Genomic DNA, 17,613 nt, shown 5'->3' with positions numbered 1-17,613 from the left:
CCTCCTCAGATCGGTGAATTGGCGGGAAAGTTGCAGTCAAAACCCCTCGGTTACGCGAAGGTCCTGCCTCAGGCGGGTGCATTGCGGGGAAATGTCACGACGTGATCGACCTCCGGCCGGATGCCGATCCACTCCCCGACCGAGTGGTCGTGGTGGGACGGCACGTGCGCCAGCACCTGCTCGCCACTGGCCAGCCGCAGGGTGTAGAGGAATTCCGAGCCTCGAAAGGCCTTGCGCTCGATTTTTGCTTTGACCGGGCTGGCGTCGTCGTGGACGATGTCATCGGCGCGCAGCAGCACCTCGCACTCGCCGCCCGGGTAGGCGCTGGGCAGCGGGCATTCCAGCACGTCGAGCAGGTCGCCCAGCGGGGTGCGCACCACCGGGCCCCGGTTGCTGTCGACGATGCGTGCCGGCGTGAACACGCCGTGGCCGATGAAGTCGGCCACGAAGCGGGTCGCGGGGCGGTGGTAGAGCTGGTAGGCGTCGTCCCACTGCTGCAGGCGCCCCTGCTGCATCACGCCGATGAGGTCGCCGACCGCGAAGGCCTCCAGCTGGTCGTGCGTGACCAGCAGCGCGGTGGTGGACGCCTGCTTCAGGATCGCGCGCACCTCCTGGGCGAGCCGCTCGCGCAGGTCCACATCCAGGTTGGAAAAGGGTTCGTCCAGCAGCAGCAGGCGCGGCTGCGGCGCCAGCGCCCGGGCCAGCGCGATGCGCTGCTGCTGGCCGCCCGAGAGCTGGTGCGGGTAGCGGGCGGCGACCTGGCCCAGGCCGACCAGCTCCAGCATCTCCCCGACGCGCCGGGCGCGTTCGCTGCGGCCCAGTTGCGGAATGCCGAAGGCGATGTTGTCCGCCACGCTGAGGTGCGGGAACAGCGCGTAGTCCTGGAACACCATGCCGATCTGGCGCCGCTCGGGCGGCAGGTGCAGGGGTCTGTCCGAGCCGCCGGCCCGGCTGAGCATCTCGCCCGCGATGGCGACGTGGCCGCCGGCGATGCGCTCCAGCCCGGCGATGGCGCGCAGCAGCGAGGTCTTGCCGCAACCGGAGGGGCCGATCAGCACGCCGATCTCGCCGGCCTGCAAGGTCAGCGACACCTGGTCGACGGCGGGGTGGGCGGCCTGGCTGCCGGGGTAGCGGATGACGACGTGTTCGATGTCGAGAAACATGGGGCAGGGCAGCAATGTCGTGGCGGCGGCTCGGGGCCGGGTCACCGGATCGCAGGGCAAGGCCCGGTGACGAGAATGAATCGCATTTACGTTTTGTATTCTAGCGGCCCGGTACCTGCCGCCGGAAACCGCAAGCCTCGACAAGTTGCGCCAGAACTGCAGGCTGATCTCCCCGCGCTGCGGGCAGCGCGACAAATGATTACAGTTCTCATTTACAGTACGCGTCCGGCCCCGCCCCGGGGCCGGGCCCCGTTGTTCTGTCTTGCTGCATGCGCCTGATCACCGTTCTGACTTTGCTGCTCGCCCTGCCGGTGCTCGGCGTGCTGGGTTCCTGGGGGCTTGCCGGCGCCGGCAGCCGGGACATCCTGTGGCAGCAGTTCGTCACCGTGCTGCCCGGTTATGCCTGGACCTCGCTGCTGCTGAGCGGCTGGGTGGCGCTGGGGGTCGCGCTGGTGGGCGGCGCGACGGCGGCAGCGGTGAGCCTGTTCGACTTCCCCGGCCGGCGCTTTTTCAGCTGGGCGCTGCTGCTGCCGCTCGCCATGCCGGCCTACGTGATGGCCTATGCCTACACCGATTTCCTGCAGTTCAGCGGCCCGCTGCAGACCGCGCTGCGCGCGCTCACCGGCGCCGAAGGCGCGCTGCTGCCCGACGTGCGCAGCCTCGGCGGCGCGGTGCCGATGTTCATCTTCTGCCTCTATCCCTATGCCTACCTGCTGACCCGCGCCGCCCTCAGCGAACGCGGGGTGCACCTGATGGAGGCGGCCCGCCTGCTCGGGGCGGGCACCGCGCGCCGGGTGCGCCGGGTGGCGCTGCCGCTGGCGCGTCCGGCGCTGGCCGCCGGTGTGGCCCTGGCGCTGATGGAAACGCTGGCCGACTACGGCGTCGGTTCCTACTTCGGGCTGACCACCTTCACCACCGGCATCTACAAGGCCTGGCTCTCGATGGACGACCGGATCGCGGCGGCCCAGCTCGCCACCGTGCTGCTCGTGCTGGTGGCCGTGCTGCTGTGGTTCGAGCACCGCGCCCAGCGGCGGCTGCGCTTCGCGAGCGCGCGCACCGGCTCGACCTCGAGCCAGGAAGCGCGGCCGGTCCGGCTGAGCGGGCGCCAGGCCGTGCTGGCGTGGGGGGTCTGCGGGCTGCCGGTGTTGCTGGGTTTCGTGGTGCCGGTGCTGGTGCTGCTCGGGCTCATGTGGGGCGAGGCGCGGCACGGCGAGTTCGGGCTGCCGTGGGCGCGTTTTGTCGTGTGGGCCTGGAGCAGCTTCAAGCTGGCCGGCCTGGCGGCGCTGCTGGCGGCTGCGCTGGCCCTGGCGCTGGCCTTCGCGTTGCGGGTGCGGCCGCGCCCCGGGCTGCGACTGGCCGCGCGGGTCGCTTCACTGGGTTATGCGGTGCCCGGAGCGGTGATTTCGGTCGGCATCCTGCTGCCGGCCGGCTGGCTGCAGGCGCTGTGGCCGCAAAGCGGCGCGGCGGCGCTGGTCACCGGCACCGTGTTCGGCCTCATGTATGCCTACCTGGTGCGTTTCTCGGCGGTGGCGCTGCAGTCGGTCGAGGCCGGTTATGCACGCATTCCGCCCAGCCTGGACGAGTCGGCCCGCATGCTGGGCAGCTCGCGCTGGCGGCTGTTGCTCGGCGTGCACCTGCCGCTGCTGCGCCGCTCCGCCCTGGCGGCCGGCTTGCTGGTGTTTGTCGATGTGATGAAGGAGCTGCCGGCAACCTATGTGCTGCGGCCCTTCAACAGCGACACGCTGGCGGTGGTGGCCTACCAGCTCGCCAAGGACGAGCGCCTGGGCGAAGCGGCGCTGCCCTCGCTCGCCATCGTGCTGGTGGGGCTGCTGCCGGTGCTGCTGCTGTCGCGCGCGATGCGCGAGCGTTGAACACGAGCGCGCGGGCGCTGGCAACATAGAGCGGGCAAACCCTCGGGCGGCTCAACTTCGCCGGGAGGGCTCCGATACCGGGCAGACGACAGCCGGGAATCTTCCCTCCGGCTGTCGCCGTCGTGGCCCAGAAAGGACAAGGATGGAGGCGTTGCTGCAGTCGCTGCCCAAGCGGGGCAATGCCTACCAGGTTTCGGCCTGGCTGGTGTTGTGCCTCGGGGCGGCGCTGAGCGTCTGGACCTGGCTGGACGCGGTGCGCGGGCTGCAGGCCGAGTCGGATGCGGTGCTGCAGCGCGAGGGCCGGCTGGCGGTGGCGCGGCTCGGCTCGCAGGTGGCGCAGTACACCGAGCTGTTGAGCAGCTTCCGCAGCCTGGTGCAGGCCCACCCCGGCACCACCCGGGTGGACTTCCATCAGCACGCCGAGGCCATGGGCGTGCGCACGCGCCATCCCGGCGTGTTGGCGGTGCAGTACTCGGTGCTGGTCGACGATGCCGACCGCGCCAGTTTCGAGCAGCGCATGCGGCAGGACCGCAGCCTGCACCCTCAGGGCTACCCGGACTTCCGCATCCACCCGCCCGGGCGCCGGCCCCGCTACCTCAGCGTGGCCTATTGCGAACCCTATGCCGGCAACGAGGTGGCGATGGGCTTCGACAGCCTGGGCGCCGAGCTGCACCGGCCAGTGGTCGAGCGCGCGCGCGACCGCAACGCACCGCAGGCCACCGCGCCGGTGCCCCTGCTGCAGGGCGCGATGGGTTTCGTGCTGCGGCTGCCGGTCTACCGGCGCGGCCTGCCGCTGGTCGACGTGGCGAGCCGCCGCCTCGCGTGGTCGGGGCAGGTGAGCGGCGTGTTCCGGGCCGAAGACATCCTGCGCGAGGCCTTGCCCGGCGGTGCGCACCGCATCCGTGTCGAGGACGTCGGCGCCGACGAGGGCGCCCCGCGCGGCCCGGGGCAGCTGCTTTACGACAGCCAGGCCGGCCGGGGCAGCTTCGCGCCCGCGGCCGCCGACCTGCGGGAGGCGGTGCTGCCGGTGGCGGGCCGGCTGTGGCGGGTGAGTGTCGCGCGCGCACCGGCCGAGTTCTGGCGCGCCGGGTCGCCGCTGGCCTTGCTGATCGGCGGGCTGCTCGCCACGCTGGCGAGCTTCGGCGTGCTGATGAGCTTCGGCCTGCGCTACGAACGGGCCACTCACATGGCGCGTCGCCTCGCCCGCGAGGCTCGTGAGAGCGCCGCCCGGCTCGAGACGGTGTTCGACAGCACCGCCGACGGCATCGTGACGCTGGACGCCCAGGGTCGGGTGCGCAGCGCCAACCATGCCGCGCAGCGCATGTTCCGCGTCGAGGAGGAGCACCTGCTGGGCTGCCCCATGTCCGATTGCATCGAGGGCGCTTTTGTCCTGGCCGCCGGTGCCGGTGTGCGCGAGGTGACCGGCCGGCGCAGCGACGGCTCGTCCTTCCCGCTCGACATCGCCTTGAACGAACTGCCGCCCGGCGGCGAGGACCGCTGGGTCGGTATCCTGCGCGACGTCTCGGAGCGGCGCCGCATCGAGGAGCGCATGCGCCACATGGCGCATCACGACACCCTGACCGGGCTGCCCAACCGGGCCCTGCTGGAAGCGCGTCTCGGTGCGGCGATCGTGCGGGCCCGGCGTGAGCAGGAGCGCCTGGCGTTGCTTTTCATCGATCTGGATCGCTTCAAGAACATCAACGACTCGCTCGGCCACCATGTCGGCGACCGCGTGCTGTGTGAAGTGGCCCAGCGCCTGCTCGCCGCGGTGCGGGCCACCGACAGCGTGGCCCGCATGGGCGGCGACGAATTTGTCGTGCTGCTGCCGCACCCGGCCGGCGAGGCCGAGTGCCAGCGCGTGGCCACCAAGATCCTCCAGGCGCTGGAGCCGCCGCTGACGGCGGGCAACCAGGAGCTGCGTGTCACCCCCAGCATCGGCGGGGTGACCTATCCCGACGGCGGCAGCGACCTCGCCAGCCTGATGCGGCACGCCGACACGGCGATGTACGACGCCAAGGCCTCGGGCCGCAACACCTTCCGGCTCTACCAGCCCGGCCGGCGCGGCAGCTCGGCGGAGCAGCTGCGGCTGGAAGCCGACCTGCACCGCGCGCTGGAGCGCGAGGAGCTGGTGCTGCACTACCAGCCGCAGTTCGAGTGCGGCGGCGGCCGGCTGGCCGGCGCCGAGGCCCTGGTGCGCTGGCAGCGCGGCGGACAGCTGGTGTCCCCGGCCGACTTCATCCCGCTCGCCGAGGAAACCGGCCTGATCGTGCCGATCGGGAACTGGGCCCTGCACGAGGCCTGCCGCACCGCGCTGGGCTGGCGCGAGCGCACCGGCGTCGCGGTGAAGGTCGCGGTCAACCTGTCGCCCCGCCAGCTCGACGTGCCGGACCTGGTGCAGCAGGTCGATGCGGTCCTGCAGGCCACCCGGCTGCCGCCGCAGCTGCTGGAACTGGAGATCACCGAAAGCGCGGTGGTGCGCGACACCCAGCAGGCCTCCTTCAAGCTGCAGCGCCTGCGGGCGCTGGGCGTCGGGGTGGCGATCGACGACTTCGGGGTGGGCTACTCGAGCCTCGCCTACCTTCAGGAGCTGCCGGTGGACAAGTTCAAGATCGACCGCTCCTTCATCGCGCGCCTGCAGAACGAGGACAGCGACGGCCGCCTGGTGCGCGCCCTCATCGCGATGGCCCGCAGTTTGGGTGTCGGCATCCTCGCCGAGGGGGTCGAGACCGAGTACCAGCTGGCCTTCCTGAAGGCTCAGGGCTGCAACGAAGTGCAGGGCTACCTGCTCGGCAGGCCCATGCCGGCGGACCGTTTCGAGGCCACGATGGCCGCCTGGCAGAGTCCCCTCGCGGGCTGAAGCAGCAAGACGGCGCGCCGCCCGGTAGCATGGGCCCATGAACGGCGCCGAATCTACCGTCCTGTGGCTGAAGTCCCGCAGCAGCACCCGGGCGTGAGCGAAGCCCTCGGGCCGGTGCCCGCGCAGCCCGCCGCGGCCTGGCCGCGGCGCTACCGTCGCTTGGCCCATGTGGCCCTCGGGGTCGGCCTGGTCGCGAGCCTGCTCGGTTGGTACTACGCCGCGTGGGTGCTGCTGGAACGCGAGGACCGGGCCTTCGAAGCCCTCGTGAGCAGCCGGGTGCACCAGATCCAGCAGGCGCTCGACCGCCCCGTGGACCTCGCCGCCAGCGTCGCGGCGCTGTTGCAGTCCCGCGGCACGGTCAGCGCTGCCGAGTTCAGCGGGCAGGTCCGCGCGCTGCGGGTGCGTGATCGCTATCAGGGGGGGCAGGCGCTGCTGTACGCGTCCTACCTGATGCCGCCGCGCGGCGACTACTCGATGCCGGTGCTGTTCCACGAGCCGGCCGCTGGCAGCGCGGCCACCCTCGGCGGCGACCTGGCGCTACAGCCCCGGCTGCGGGCCGCCATCGAGCGCGCCCGCGACACCGGCCTGCCGGCCGTCGCCGAGCCGCTCGCGACGGCGGGGGCTTCCGGGCCCTTGCTGGCGGTGTGGGCACCGGTGTACCGGCCGGGGCCGGCCGCTGCCGGCGTGCTCGGGCGGCGTGCCGCGCTGGCCGGGCAGGTGGGGGTGCTCGTACGCAGCCGGTCGGTGTTTGACGATGCCCTGCACGACCACGCCGCGGCGCGTCACCACGTCCGTGTGGTGGACCTGGGCGACGGCACTCCCGCATCGCGGCGCCGCGGCGAGCCGCTGGTGTTCGACACCGCAGAGGCCTGGCCCGGCGGCATGGCGCCGCCGCCCGAGGTGCATCCCGGGGACCAGCGGGTGCGCCTGGCCAGCGTGGGCGGACGGATCTGGCAGGTGACGGTGACGCGCCGGCCGGTCGACGCACTGCGCCAGCCGCTGCCGGCGGCGGTGCTGCTGGGTGGGCTGGTCGCGACGCTGGTGCTGTGGGCGGCGCTGCAGACCTTCTCGGGGCACTACACCCGGGCCGCGGAGCTGGCCGGGCGGCTCACCGGCCAGGCGCGTGACAGCGAAGCCCGCCTGCGCACCGTGATCGACAGCACCGTGGACGGCATCCTGACGATCGATGCCGGCGGCCGCCTCACCGGTGCGAACGCGGCCGCGCTGCGCATGTTCGGATACACCGAGGCCCAGCTGCTGAACCAGGACGTGACGATGCTGATGCCCCTGCCCGACGCCCGCCAGCAGCGCGAGCGCCTGGGCCACTGGCTCAGCGGCGCCGAGCCGCTGCCCGCCGGGGGCGGGCTGGAGGCGACTGGGCTGCGCCGCGACGGCAGCCTGTTCCCGCTCGAGCTCGGCCTCAGCGAGGTGCAGCTCGACGGCCAGCGTCAGCTTGTCGCGATGTTGCGGGACGTCAGCGGCCGCCGCGCTTCCGAGCTGGCCTACGAGGAGAGCCAGCGCCAGTGGCGCCGCCTCGACGCCTTGCGCCGCAGCATCTACGACAGCGCGCCCTTCGCCATCGTCGCGACCGACCTGCGCGGCGTCATCCAGGCGATCAACCCGGCGGCCGAGGCCCTGCTCGGCTACAGCGCCGACGAACTGGTGGGGCGCGCCACGCCCGAGCTGATCCACGACCGCCAGGAGCTGGCCCAGCGTGCCACCCAGCTCAGTGCCGAGCTGGGCGAGCGGGTCGAGCCCGGCTTCGAGGCCCTGGTGGCGCGTGCGCGGCGCGGCCGCCCCGACGAGCGTGAGTGGACCTGCGTGCGCAAGGACGGGCGGCAGGTGCCGGTGGTGATGGTGATGAGCACCATGGTCAACGACAGCGGCGAGGCGGTGGGCTACCTGAGCATCGCCTACGACATCACCGAGCGCAAGCGGGCCGAGGAGCACATCCACCACATGGCCCATCACGACGCGCTGACCGGCCTGCCCAACCGCGCGCTGCTGCAGGAACGCCTGGGCGCCGCGCTGGTGCGGGCGCGGCGCGAGAGCGACCCGATGGCCCTGATGTTCATCGACCTGGACCGCTTCAAGAACATCAACGATTCGCTCGGCCACCATGTCGGCGACGCCATCCTGAAGGTGGTGGCCGAACGCCTGCGGGCGGCCGTGCGTGCCTCGGACACGGTGGCGCGCATGGGCGGCGACGAGTTCGTGGTGCTGTGCCCGAAGGTGGCGCAGCAGGCCGACAGCGAGCTGGTGGCGCGCAAGATCATCGCGACCCTGGGCGAGCCCATGCAGGTCGGCCCCTATGAGCTGCGCGTGACACCCAGCATCGGCATCGCTGCCTATCCCGAAGCGGGTGACGACGCGGTGGGGCTGATGCGCGCGGCCGACGCCGCGATGTACCACGCCAAGGCCGCGGGCCGCAACACGCTGCGCCTGTTCGACGAGAGCATGACACGCGATTCGGCCGACCGCTTGCGCATGGAAAACGACCTGCACGAGGCGCTGGCGCGCGGCGAGATGTGTGTTTACTACCAGCCGCAGTACGAATGCGCCAGCGGCCGGCTGGTCGGCGCCGAGGCCCTGCTGCGCTGGCGCCGCCATGGGGACGACCGGTCCCTGGTGCCGCCCGGCGCTTTCATCCCGCTGGCCGAGGACACCGGGCTGATCGTGCCGCTCGGCACCTGGGTGCTGGAGCAGGCCTGCATCCAGACGCGCCGCTGGGAGGACCTGACCGGCGCCACGATGCGGGTGGCCGTCAACCTGTCGCCGCGCCAGCTGCAGACCGACCAGCTGGCCGAAGACGTCAACCGCGCGCTGCAGGCGAGCGGCCTGGCGCCACAGCGCCTGGAGCTGGAGATCACCGAAAGCGCCATCGTGCGCGACCCGCTGGCCACGGCCGCCGTGCTGGAGCGGCTGCGCGCGCTCGGCATCGCGATCGCGATCGACGATTTCGGGGTCGGCTATTCCAGCATGTCCTACCTGCGCCAGCTGCCGGTCGACAAGTTCAAGATCGACCGCTCCTTCCTCGACGCGGTACCGGCTTCGGCCAGTGACAGCCGGCTGGCGGCGGCACTGATCGCGATGGCGCACACCCTCCAGGTGGGTCTGGTGGCCGAGGGCGTGGAGACGCGCGAGCAGCTCGAGTTCCTGCGTGCGCACGGCTGCGACGAAGCGCAGGGCTATCTGCTGGGCCGCCCGATGAGCGCCGCGCAGTTCGAGGCCTTGATCCGCCAGCAGTCGGGAGGATCGGGCGTCGCCTGAGGGCCGCGGCGCGGCGGACTCAGGCCGGCATCAGCGTGGCGGGCCGCGTGGTGTCGTAGAAGGGACCGAGCGTGAGGGCGGCGAGCTGCGAGCGGCAGCGCATGCGCGCCAGCCCCTCGGCCAGCCAGTCGTCGAGTTCGGCCGGCGCGAGCGCCGCGTCCAGTCCCGGCACCTCGCAGCCCGGCAGCCCCGCGATGTCGGCTCCGGCGACCAGCGCGACGATGCAGCTGGCCGGGCGCGCCTGGCGCAGCTGCCGTACCAGCGAGGCGAGGTCGCCCTCGCAGGCCAGCGGGTCGACCACCAGCAGGTCGGGGTCCCAGACACTGCTCTTGAGCAGCAGGTCACCGGGGCTGTCGCAGGCCATCACGGTGGCCTGCGGTTCGAAGCGCCGGCAGCCGCGCTCGAGGAAGACGTGCGCGGCGCGGTGCTGCATGAGCGCGAGCACCACCGGCACCCAGCCACGGCTGGCCGAGCGCACCGAGTAGGAGGGAAGAAGCCGGCGCAAACGCTGCACGAGAAAAATACCTGGTCCGGGAATCGATGCCTCGCACTCTACGCCGGCCTTGGGCGCCTGTCTGTCGGGCAAGCTCGACACCTGTGACGCTTTACGCGTCATGCGCATCTATCAGTCCTTCGCGGATGGCGAGCCGCACCAGCGCGGGCACGTCGGCGATGCCCAGCTTCTGCATCAGGCGGCTGCGGTAGGTGTCCACGGTTTTGGGCGAGAGGTGCAGCCGGGTGCCGATGGCGGCGCTGGACTGGCCCTTGACCACCATCACCAGGATCTGGCGCTCGCGCGGCGACAGGCTCGCGAGCCGGTCGGGTGCGCCGCCGGTGAGCGCCTGCACGGCCAGGTCCGCGACCTCCGCCCCGATGTGGCGCCGGCCCTGCACCACCTGCTCGATGGCGCGCAGCAGCTCGCGACCCGGCGAGCCCTTGAGCACATAGCCGGCCGCGCCCAGGCGCATCGCCTCGCCGACATGGCGGGGCTGGGCCGACATCGTCAGGACCAGCAGGCGAGCCGAGGGATCACGCCGGCGCACCTGCTCCAGCACCTCGAAGCCGGAGCGTTCGCCGAGCGACAGATCCAGCAGCACGACGTCGGGCGCCAGCCGCGCAATGTCGGCCACCGCGGTGGTCGGGTCCGCGGTCTCGCCGAGCACCTCGTGGCCGGCCGCCTCCAGCAGCGCGCGCAGGCCTTCGCGCACCAGCGCGTGATCGTCCACCAGATAGAGACCGCTCATCGCATCCTTCCTCCTTGCCCAGTGGCTGCCGGCTGGCCGCTGCCGGGCGGCGAGCTCACCGCGCAGCCCAGCTCAGCCACACCGTCGTGCCCTCGCCGTTGACCGTCTCCATGCCGAACTGTGCCCCGATGGCCTCGGCCCGCTCGCGCATGCCGACCACGCCGAGGTGGCCCGGGCGGCCCGTCTTCCAGCGCTCCGGCAGGCCGCAGCCGTTGTCCTCGACGTCCAGGCGCAGCTGCCCCGGCGCGCCGCCGAGGGCCACCCGCAGCACCGAGGCGCCGGCATGGCGGATGGCGTTGGCGATCGCCTCGCGGGCGACCATGAAGACCGCGTACTCGACCTCGGCCGGCCAGCGCTGTCCCTCCGGCAGCTCGTCGAGGCTCAGCAGGATCTCCAGTTCCTCCGGCCGCGCCGTTTCGCGGCTGCGGATCTCGTTGTCCAGCGCCGCCGCCAGGCCCTGCTCCTCCAGCAGCGGCGGACGCAACTCGGTCAGCACCTGGCGTACCTGGTGGATGGCGTCGTCGATGAGCGTGTGCAGGCGCTGCTGCCGCGCGGCTGCCGGGCTGGCGGGCTCGGCGGCGGGCAGCGTGTCGAAACCCAGGCGGATCGCGGTCAGGGTCTGGCCCAACTGGTCGTGCAGCACCTGCGCGAGGTGGCGGGTGGTGGTTTTCTCCTGCTCCATCAGCCGCTGCGTCAACGCGGTCAGCTCGGCACGCGAGTCGAGCAGCGCACGGTCGGCGCGCCGCCGCTCGGTCACATCGCGCAGGATGGCGGTCAGCACCTTCTGGCCGCCCACCGACACCTGCGAGATCGACGCCTCCAGGTCCAGGCGTTGCCCGTCGCGGCGCACCCCGCTGATGTGGCCGGGCCCCTTGAGCGCGCGCTGCGAGACGCCTTCGGCGGCGAAGGCGCGCAGGTAGTCCGGGTGGCGGTCGCGGTGCTGCTGGGGCAGCAGCAGGGCCAGCGGCTGGTTCAGCACCTGCTCGGCGGGATAGCCGAAGATGCGTTCCGCCGCGGGGTTGTAGAGCACGATGCGGCCGTCCAGGTCCACGCTCACGATGGCGTCGCTGGCGGAGTCGATGACCGCGGCCAGGCGTGCCTCGCTCTCGCTCCCGCGCAGCTCCGCCTCGCGCCGCGGGCTGACGTCCTGCACCACCGCGAGGTAGCCGACGAAGCGGCCCCGGCCATCGTGCAGCGGTGCGACCCGCCAGTCGCACCAGAGCTGTCGGCGGTCGGCCCGCTCGAAGGACATGCTGGCCGACAGCGCCTCGCCGTCGCGCAGCAGGTCGCGCTGCAGCCCCTCGATGAAGGCGCGTGCCGTGGCATCGCCGAACAGCCCGACCAGCGGGCCGCCCAGGGCCTGCTCGGGGGGCAGCGCGAAGGTGGTTTCGCAGCAGCGGTTCCAGTACATCAGATGGAACTGCGCGTCGGCCAGCATCACACCGACCGGCAACTTGTCCAGCACCAGCTCGAGTCGCGAGGCGTCCTCCGCGAGCAGCGCGAGGGCCTGCTGCAGCAGCGCGCGGCTGTCCTGCGGCGTGGCGCCGGCGACGCTCTTGTGGCGCGCCGGTGGCGCCAGCGGCAGGAGCTTGACCTGCTCGGCCAGCGCATCGAGGTAGTGGGCCAGGCCCGCCTGGCGGTGCGGCGCGCCCTGCTGGAAGCGCTCGACCACGGCTTCCAGCAGCCCTGCATAGGGTCGCGCCATGCGACGCGAGAGCCACCAGCCCAGCCCGCCGAACACGGCAGCCGCCAGCGCGCCGCCCCACAGCACGGTGCTCGACAGGTCCTTGAGCGGCTGCATCACCGAGCCGTAGTCCTGCACCGCCACCACCTGCCAGCCGAGCACGCCCGCCTGGCTCCGCGGCGGCACCGCGGACGCGGCGACGATCAGCCGCCGCCCGTTGGCGTCGCGCAGGCGTCGCCACGCGCGTTCGCCGCGCTGTTGCGGCCTGGCCGCTCCGGTGGCGCGCAGCCAGGCGGGCTCGATGCGCGCGTAGTGGTCCGCCAGCAGCACCGAGCGCCCGTCCCCGACCAGCAGGGACAACCCGGCCGAACCGAGGGCCGCGTCGCGCAATTCCTCGCGCAGCAGGGCGAAGGCGTGCCAGTCCAGCCGGGCTGCGAGCACGCCCGCAAAACCGCCGCGGGCATCGTGCAGAGGCAGGCCGAGATCCATCCAGCGGCGGCCGGGCGCCGACTTGGCCGGGTCCCCGGGGGCGCCGGTCAGCGGACCGATCCACAGGTCCCGCTGCGCCTGCCGGAACACCGGTCCCTGGGCCAGCGAGAGGGTGTCGCTGCCGCGGCCGCTGCCCGCCCGAAGCCGTCCGGATGCGTCCAGCACGGCGAGGCTCAGGTAGGCCGGCGCATCGACGTGCAGCCGCCGCAGCTCCACGCCCAGGTCAGCGCTCCCGGTGACTTCGGCAATGCGTGCCAGCAGCTGCATCTCGGCGACCCGGCGGTCGAGCGAGCGTGCCAGGCGGCCGGACAGCGCCTGGGCGCTCTGTGCGGCCGTCGCCCCAGCGCTGGATTCGAAGTGCCGCGCCAGCAACCACTCACTCAGGCCGAGCATGCTGGCGACCAGCACGGCGGCCAGCGCGACGGGCACCAGGGCGAGTTTCCAGTGGAGAGGCAGGCGGTCGTTCATCGGGGCGCGGAGGGCGGGGCCGGTGAACCGGCGTGGCAGGCGGCGAGCAGCGAGGGAAACGGCGCAGGCGACCCGCACTTGACAGCCGCGGGTCGGCGCCGGGCGGGGCGGGCGCGAACTAGTACCGGAAATCGACACCTCTTCGGCCTTGGCATTTTCCCCCTACCGCGGGGACCGCGTCTGCCTCACAAGAGCGTTGGAGAAATCCCTACAGACCCGTCCTGCCGCGATTTTTACAGTCGCTCCCATCCCAGAGCTGGGGTCATCCCCCAGGCACGGTCCGGCAGCCCGGACGGAAGACGCAGGTCTTCTCCAGTGCCCTGCAGCCCGCGGGTCCTTGAGGTAGTCGCCAGTGAACATCCCAGAGCTAGACATCGAGAACGAGCCGCAGCGCAGCAGGCCGCTGGCGGCAGACCCGTCGGCGCACGCCGGCCGGCGTTCCTCGTCGCGTGCGCTGGTGCCGCTGCGCTCCTGGTGGATCCCGGCGCTGGTGTTCGCCGTCGGTGTCGCCTTGTCGGCCGGCGCGAGCCGCTGGGCGGCCAACGAGAACGAGGCGAGCGCCCAGCTGCGCTTCGACAGCGAGGCGAGCGATGCCACCGTGCGACTGGAGAAGCGTTTCGGCGCCTATGTCGAGGTGCTGCACGGCCTGCGGGCGCTGTTCCACACCGGCGAGGTGCAACGCGACGGCTTCCGCCGTTATGCACAGGCGCTCGACCTGAAGCACAACTTTCCCGGCTTCCAGGTGCTCAACTACGCGCCCTACGTGCGCCCGGAGGACAAGCAGGCCTTCGAGAGCGCGGTGCGGCAGGACCCGCTGCTGGACCCCGCGCTGCGCTCCGGCTTCCAGATCAGCCCGCCCGGCGAGCGCGTCTCGGGCTACCACCCGCTGCACTTCGTCGAGCCGCTCCAGGGCAACGAGAAGGTGCTGGGCAAGGACATGGCGGCGGTGTCGGGTCACCTGGCCGGGCTGGAGCGCTTGCGTGACAGCGGCAAGCTCGGCTCCTCGGGCCGCACCATCCAGAACCGCGGCCCGGACGCCCACATCGGCCTGGCGCTGCGCCTGCCGGTCTACCGCCCCGGCATGCCGATCGACACCGTCGAGCAACGGCGCGCCGCCTTCCTCGGCACGGTGGGTGCCGGTGTGCGCGTGGCGTCCATGCTCGCGGGGCTGGACCTGGAGGACCGCGACCTGCGCCTGCGCCTCTACGACGGCGGTCCGGAGGTGCCCGGCGGGGCAGTGCAGCCGCTCGCCGATGACAAGCTGCTGTTCGACACCGAGCATCCTCACGCCATCGCCCCGGCGGCCGCGTCGGCCCCCCCCGCGGCCGACGCCGGCGATACGCAGCTGCTGCGCCGGATGGAAGTTTTCGCGCTCGGTGGGCGCCTCTGGGCGGTTGAGGTCTCTGCCCCGCGCAGCTATGTCGCCGATCCGCTGCAACGCTCGCTGCCCTGGATCATCCTGGCCACCGGCATCACCATCAGCGCGCTGCTTGCCGGTGTGCTGGTGTCCCTGATGGGTTCGCAGCGCCGCGCCGTCGGACTGGCCCGCCAGATGACGCAGAGCCTGCGCACCAGCGAGCGTCGTCTGGCCGAAGCCCAGGGCCTCGCCAAGGTGGGCAGCTGGGTGCTGGACTACGCGACCGGCCGCATCGAATGCTCGCGCGAGGCGCGGCGCATCTACGGCTTCACCGCAGGCACTGCGGCACCCGAGTTGGGGCAGCTGCTCGCCCTGGTGCCTGCCGACGAACGCGACGGCGTCCGCAACGCGATCGACCGCGCCGCCGAGTACGCGGCGACCACCGAGGTCGAGCACCGGCTGGTGCTGGCCGACGGCACACGCCGCTGGGTGCACGCGAACTTCGAGCAGTCGCAGGAGAACGGCCGGCTGACCCTGCGCGGCACGGTGCGCGACGAAACCTCACGCAAGAAGGCCGCGCTGCGCCTGCAGCTCGCGCACGACATCGCGCGCGAGCTCGCCGCCGACGGCGAGATCGAGTCGGCCGTGAACCACTTGCTGTCCGGCACCGGCTCGCTGCTGGGCTGGGACGCCGCGGTCTGCTGGACCTTGTCCAATGACGGCCAGCTGCGGGCCCTGCAGGCCTGGACCGACGGTGACGACAGCGCGCTGGTCGAGTTCGCGCGCCAGCTGAGCGGCTGGAGCGGCGTGCCCACCGGCACTGGCCTGGCCACGGCCTGGGCCTCCGGAGAGTCCTCGTGGCGCACCATGCCGGCGTGGACCGGGCACGAGCGCGAGCGCATCGCCCGCGACGCCGGCATGCGCACCGCGCTGGTCGTGCCGGTGATCGCGCGCCAGACCATTGCCGCGATCGAGTTCTTCAGCCGTGCCGCGGTGCCCCTGGACCGCGAGATGCTCGCCTTCGTCGAGTCCGTGGCGACCCAGCTGGGGCAGTACCTGCAGCGCAAGGAGGCCGAGCAGGCGCTGCGCCACCTGGCCGCCCACGACCCGCTCACCGGGCTGGCGAACCGTCCGCTGCTGCACGAGCGCCTGTCGCAGGCCATCAAGCGCGCGGCGCGCCACAATAAGCGCCTGGCGGTGCTGTTCCTCGACGTCGACCGCTTCAAGTACATCAACGACAGCCTCGGCCACACTGCCGGCGACGAGCTGCTGCGCGCCTGCTCGCGGCGCCTGGCCGAGACCGTGCGCGAGACCGACACCGTGGCGCGCTTCGGCGGCGACGAATTCGTCATCGTGCTGGAGGATCTGAACCAGGCCGGGGACGCGGTGGCGCCGGTCACCAAGCTGCTGAGCCGCTGCATGGAGCCCTTCGTCGTTGACGGGCGCGAGCTGCCGGCCACCGCGAGCATCGGCATCAGCGTCTATCCCGAGGACGGCGCGGACGTCGAGACGCTGCTGATGAATGCTGACACGGCCATGTACCGTGCCAAGGACAAGGGCCGCAGCACCTACCACTTCTACTCGGCGCAGATGAACGCGCACGGGCAGGCCCAGCTGGAGCTGCAGAGCGGGCTGCGGCGCGCGCTGGAGCGCGGCGAGCTGTCGCTGGTCTACCAGCCCAAGCTCGACCTGCGGCGCCGCTGCATCACCGGGGTGGAAGCCCTGATGCGTTGGAAGCACCCGACCATGGGTTTCATCTCGCCGGCCCAGTTCATCCCGCTGGCCGAGGAGACCGGCCTGATCGAGAGCTTCGGCCGCTGGGCCCTGCAGACCGCCTGCCACGACGCCTGCACCTGGCGCGACGCCGGCTTCCCGGTGCAGGTCAGCGTGAACCTGTCGCCGCGCCAGCTCAACCTGCCGCACCTGGCGACGGAGGTGGCCCAGACCCTCGCCGACACCGGCCTGGAGGCCAGCCTGCTCGAGCTGGAGATCACCGAGAGCGGTGTGATGCAGAACCCGGCCCGCGCAGCAGCCTTGCTGCAGGAGGTGCGGGCGCTGGGCGTGTCGCTGGCAATCGACGACTTCGGTACCGGGTACTCCTCGCTGTCCTACCTCCAGCGCTTCCCGCTGAGCACCTTGAAGATCGACCGCTCCTTCATCAAGGACCTGCCGCACGACCTCGACGCTGCCTCGCTGACTGCCGGCATCGTCGGCCTGGCGCAGCGCCTGCGCATGAAGGTCGTGGCCGAGGGCGTGGAAACGGTCGAGCAGCTCGGCTTCCTGCGCGCCCAGGGCTGCGACCAGATCCAGGGCTACTACATCAGCAAGCCGATTTCCGCCGAGGAGATGGGCCGATTCCTGGCGCGCGACCTGCGCAACCTGGTGGGACCGACGGTGGCGGCCTGAGAGCCGTCCGGGCCCGACCAGGCCGCCTTCATTTTTCCCCGGGGTCCGAGGGGGCCCCTGTTTTCCCTCAAGCTGTATCTGGAGTACACATGGAAGTTCAAAACGCCGGTTTCCCGCTCGAGCATGTCCTGGCGGGCATCGACGCACTGGACCTGGAGATGATCAAGTTCAAGGTCACCTGCAAGGAAGACGGCTACGGCTGGAGCCGCGAACACGCCGACCGCATCGAAGTCGGCTACAAGCGTTTTCTGAAGCTGCTGGCGAAGTACCCCGAGCGCGCCATCGCGCCGACCCGCGATATCGACGACTTCTGGCACGCCCACATCCTCGACACGCGCAAGTACGCCGACGACTGCATGCGCGTTTTCGGCGAGTTCGTGCACCACTATCCCTACCTCGGTCTCGGCGAGAACGAGCAGGACGCCCATGTCGAGGCCTTCGACGCGATGAACGAGCTGTATGCCAGCGAGTTCGGCGAAGAGCTGCCGATGGACGCTTCGGCCTACTGCTTCCGTGAGCCCAAGAAGGCCGATGCCGCCTACTGCTTCCGTGAGCCCAAGAAGGCCGACGCTGCCTATTGCTTCCGCGAGCCGAAGAAGGCCGACGCTGCCTATTGCTTCCGTGAGCCGAAGAAGGCCGACGCTGCCTATTGCTTCCGTGAGCCGAAGAAGGCCGATGCTGCCTATTGCTTCCGCGAGCCGAAGAAGGCCGACGCTGCCTATTGCTTCCGTGAGCCGAAGAAGGCCGACGCTGCCTATTGCTTCCGTGAGCCGAAGAAGGCCGATGTGGCTGCCGCTGTCGCTC

General features: G+C 71.7%; 9 protein-coding genes. 5 read left to right on the top strand and 4 right to left on the bottom strand.

What is annotated here, in order from left to right:
* Positions 1-68: 68 nt before the first annotated feature.
* A complete protein-coding gene (locus tag OOT46_RS27260; RefSeq protein ID WP_265406776.1) occupies positions 69-1,163 on the bottom strand; it encodes an ABC transporter ATP-binding protein in 1,095 nt (364 codons plus the stop codon).
* 269 nt (positions 1,164-1,432) lie between these two features.
* Here OOT46_RS27260 and OOT46_RS27255 point away from each other — a divergent pair, with 269 nt between their 5' ends.
* The 3 genes from OOT46_RS27255 to OOT46_RS27245 all read left to right on the top strand — a co-directional run bounded on the left by OOT46_RS27255 (position 1,433) and on the right by OOT46_RS27245 (position 9,161).
* The gene (locus tag OOT46_RS27255; RefSeq protein WP_265406775.1) at positions 1,433-3,034 is read left to right on the top strand and encodes an ABC transporter permease; all 1,602 of its coding nucleotides are present in this window, start codon (positions 1,433-1,435) and stop codon (positions 3,032-3,034) included.
* A 142-nt stretch (positions 3,035-3,176) separates the two neighbouring features.
* The gene (locus tag OOT46_RS27250; RefSeq protein ID WP_265406774.1) at positions 3,177-5,891 is read left to right on the top strand and encodes an EAL domain-containing protein; all 2,715 of its coding nucleotides are present in this window, start codon (positions 3,177-3,179) and stop codon (positions 5,889-5,891) included.
* Between the two features lie 63 nt (positions 5,892-5,954).
* Positions 5,955-9,161 (top strand): EAL domain-containing protein, encoded by a 3,207-nt coding sequence (locus OOT46_RS27245; RefSeq protein ID WP_265406773.1) that lies wholly within the window; start codon positions 5,955-5,957, stop codon positions 9,159-9,161.
* A 19-nt stretch (positions 9,162-9,180) separates the two neighbouring features.
* On the opposite strand, the gene OOT46_RS27240 is transcribed toward OOT46_RS27245, so the two are convergent.
* The 3 genes from OOT46_RS27240 to OOT46_RS30825 form a co-directional block, all read right to left on the bottom strand.
* The gene (locus OOT46_RS27240; protein ID WP_265406772.1) at positions 9,181-9,675 is read right to left on the bottom strand and encodes a hypothetical protein; all 495 of its coding nucleotides are present in this window, start codon (positions 9,673-9,675) and stop codon (positions 9,181-9,183) included.
* A gap of 91 nt (positions 9,676-9,766) precedes the next feature.
* The gene (locus OOT46_RS27235; protein ID WP_265406771.1) at positions 9,767-10,405 is read right to left on the bottom strand and encodes a response regulator transcription factor; all 639 of its coding nucleotides are present in this window, start codon (positions 10,403-10,405) and stop codon (positions 9,767-9,769) included.
* A gap of 55 nt (positions 10,406-10,460) precedes the next feature.
* Positions 10,461-13,046 (bottom strand): PAS domain S-box protein, encoded by a 2,586-nt coding sequence (locus tag OOT46_RS30825; RefSeq protein WP_322114301.1) that lies wholly within the window; start codon positions 13,044-13,046, stop codon positions 10,461-10,463.
* A gap of 352 nt (positions 13,047-13,398) precedes the next feature.
* Here OOT46_RS30825 and OOT46_RS27215 point away from each other — a divergent pair, with 352 nt between their 5' ends.
* Positions 13,399-16,809, top strand: coding sequence for an EAL domain-containing protein (locus OOT46_RS27215; protein ID WP_265406770.1), 3,411 nt, complete (start codon positions 13,399-13,401; stop codon positions 16,807-16,809).
* 89 nt (positions 16,810-16,898) lie between these two features.
* A partial coding sequence (locus OOT46_RS27210) for a glycine-rich domain-containing protein (RefSeq protein ID WP_265406769.1) occupies positions 16,899-17,613 on the top strand: 715 nt, incomplete at its 3' end.

Source organism: Aquabacterium sp. A7-Y, from assembly GCF_026153205.1.
GTDB lineage: Bacteria > Pseudomonadota > Gammaproteobacteria > Burkholderiales > Burkholderiaceae_C > Caldimonas.
Note: the sequence above shows the minus strand (reverse complement) of the source record. Positions and strands in the feature narration are given on the sequence as shown.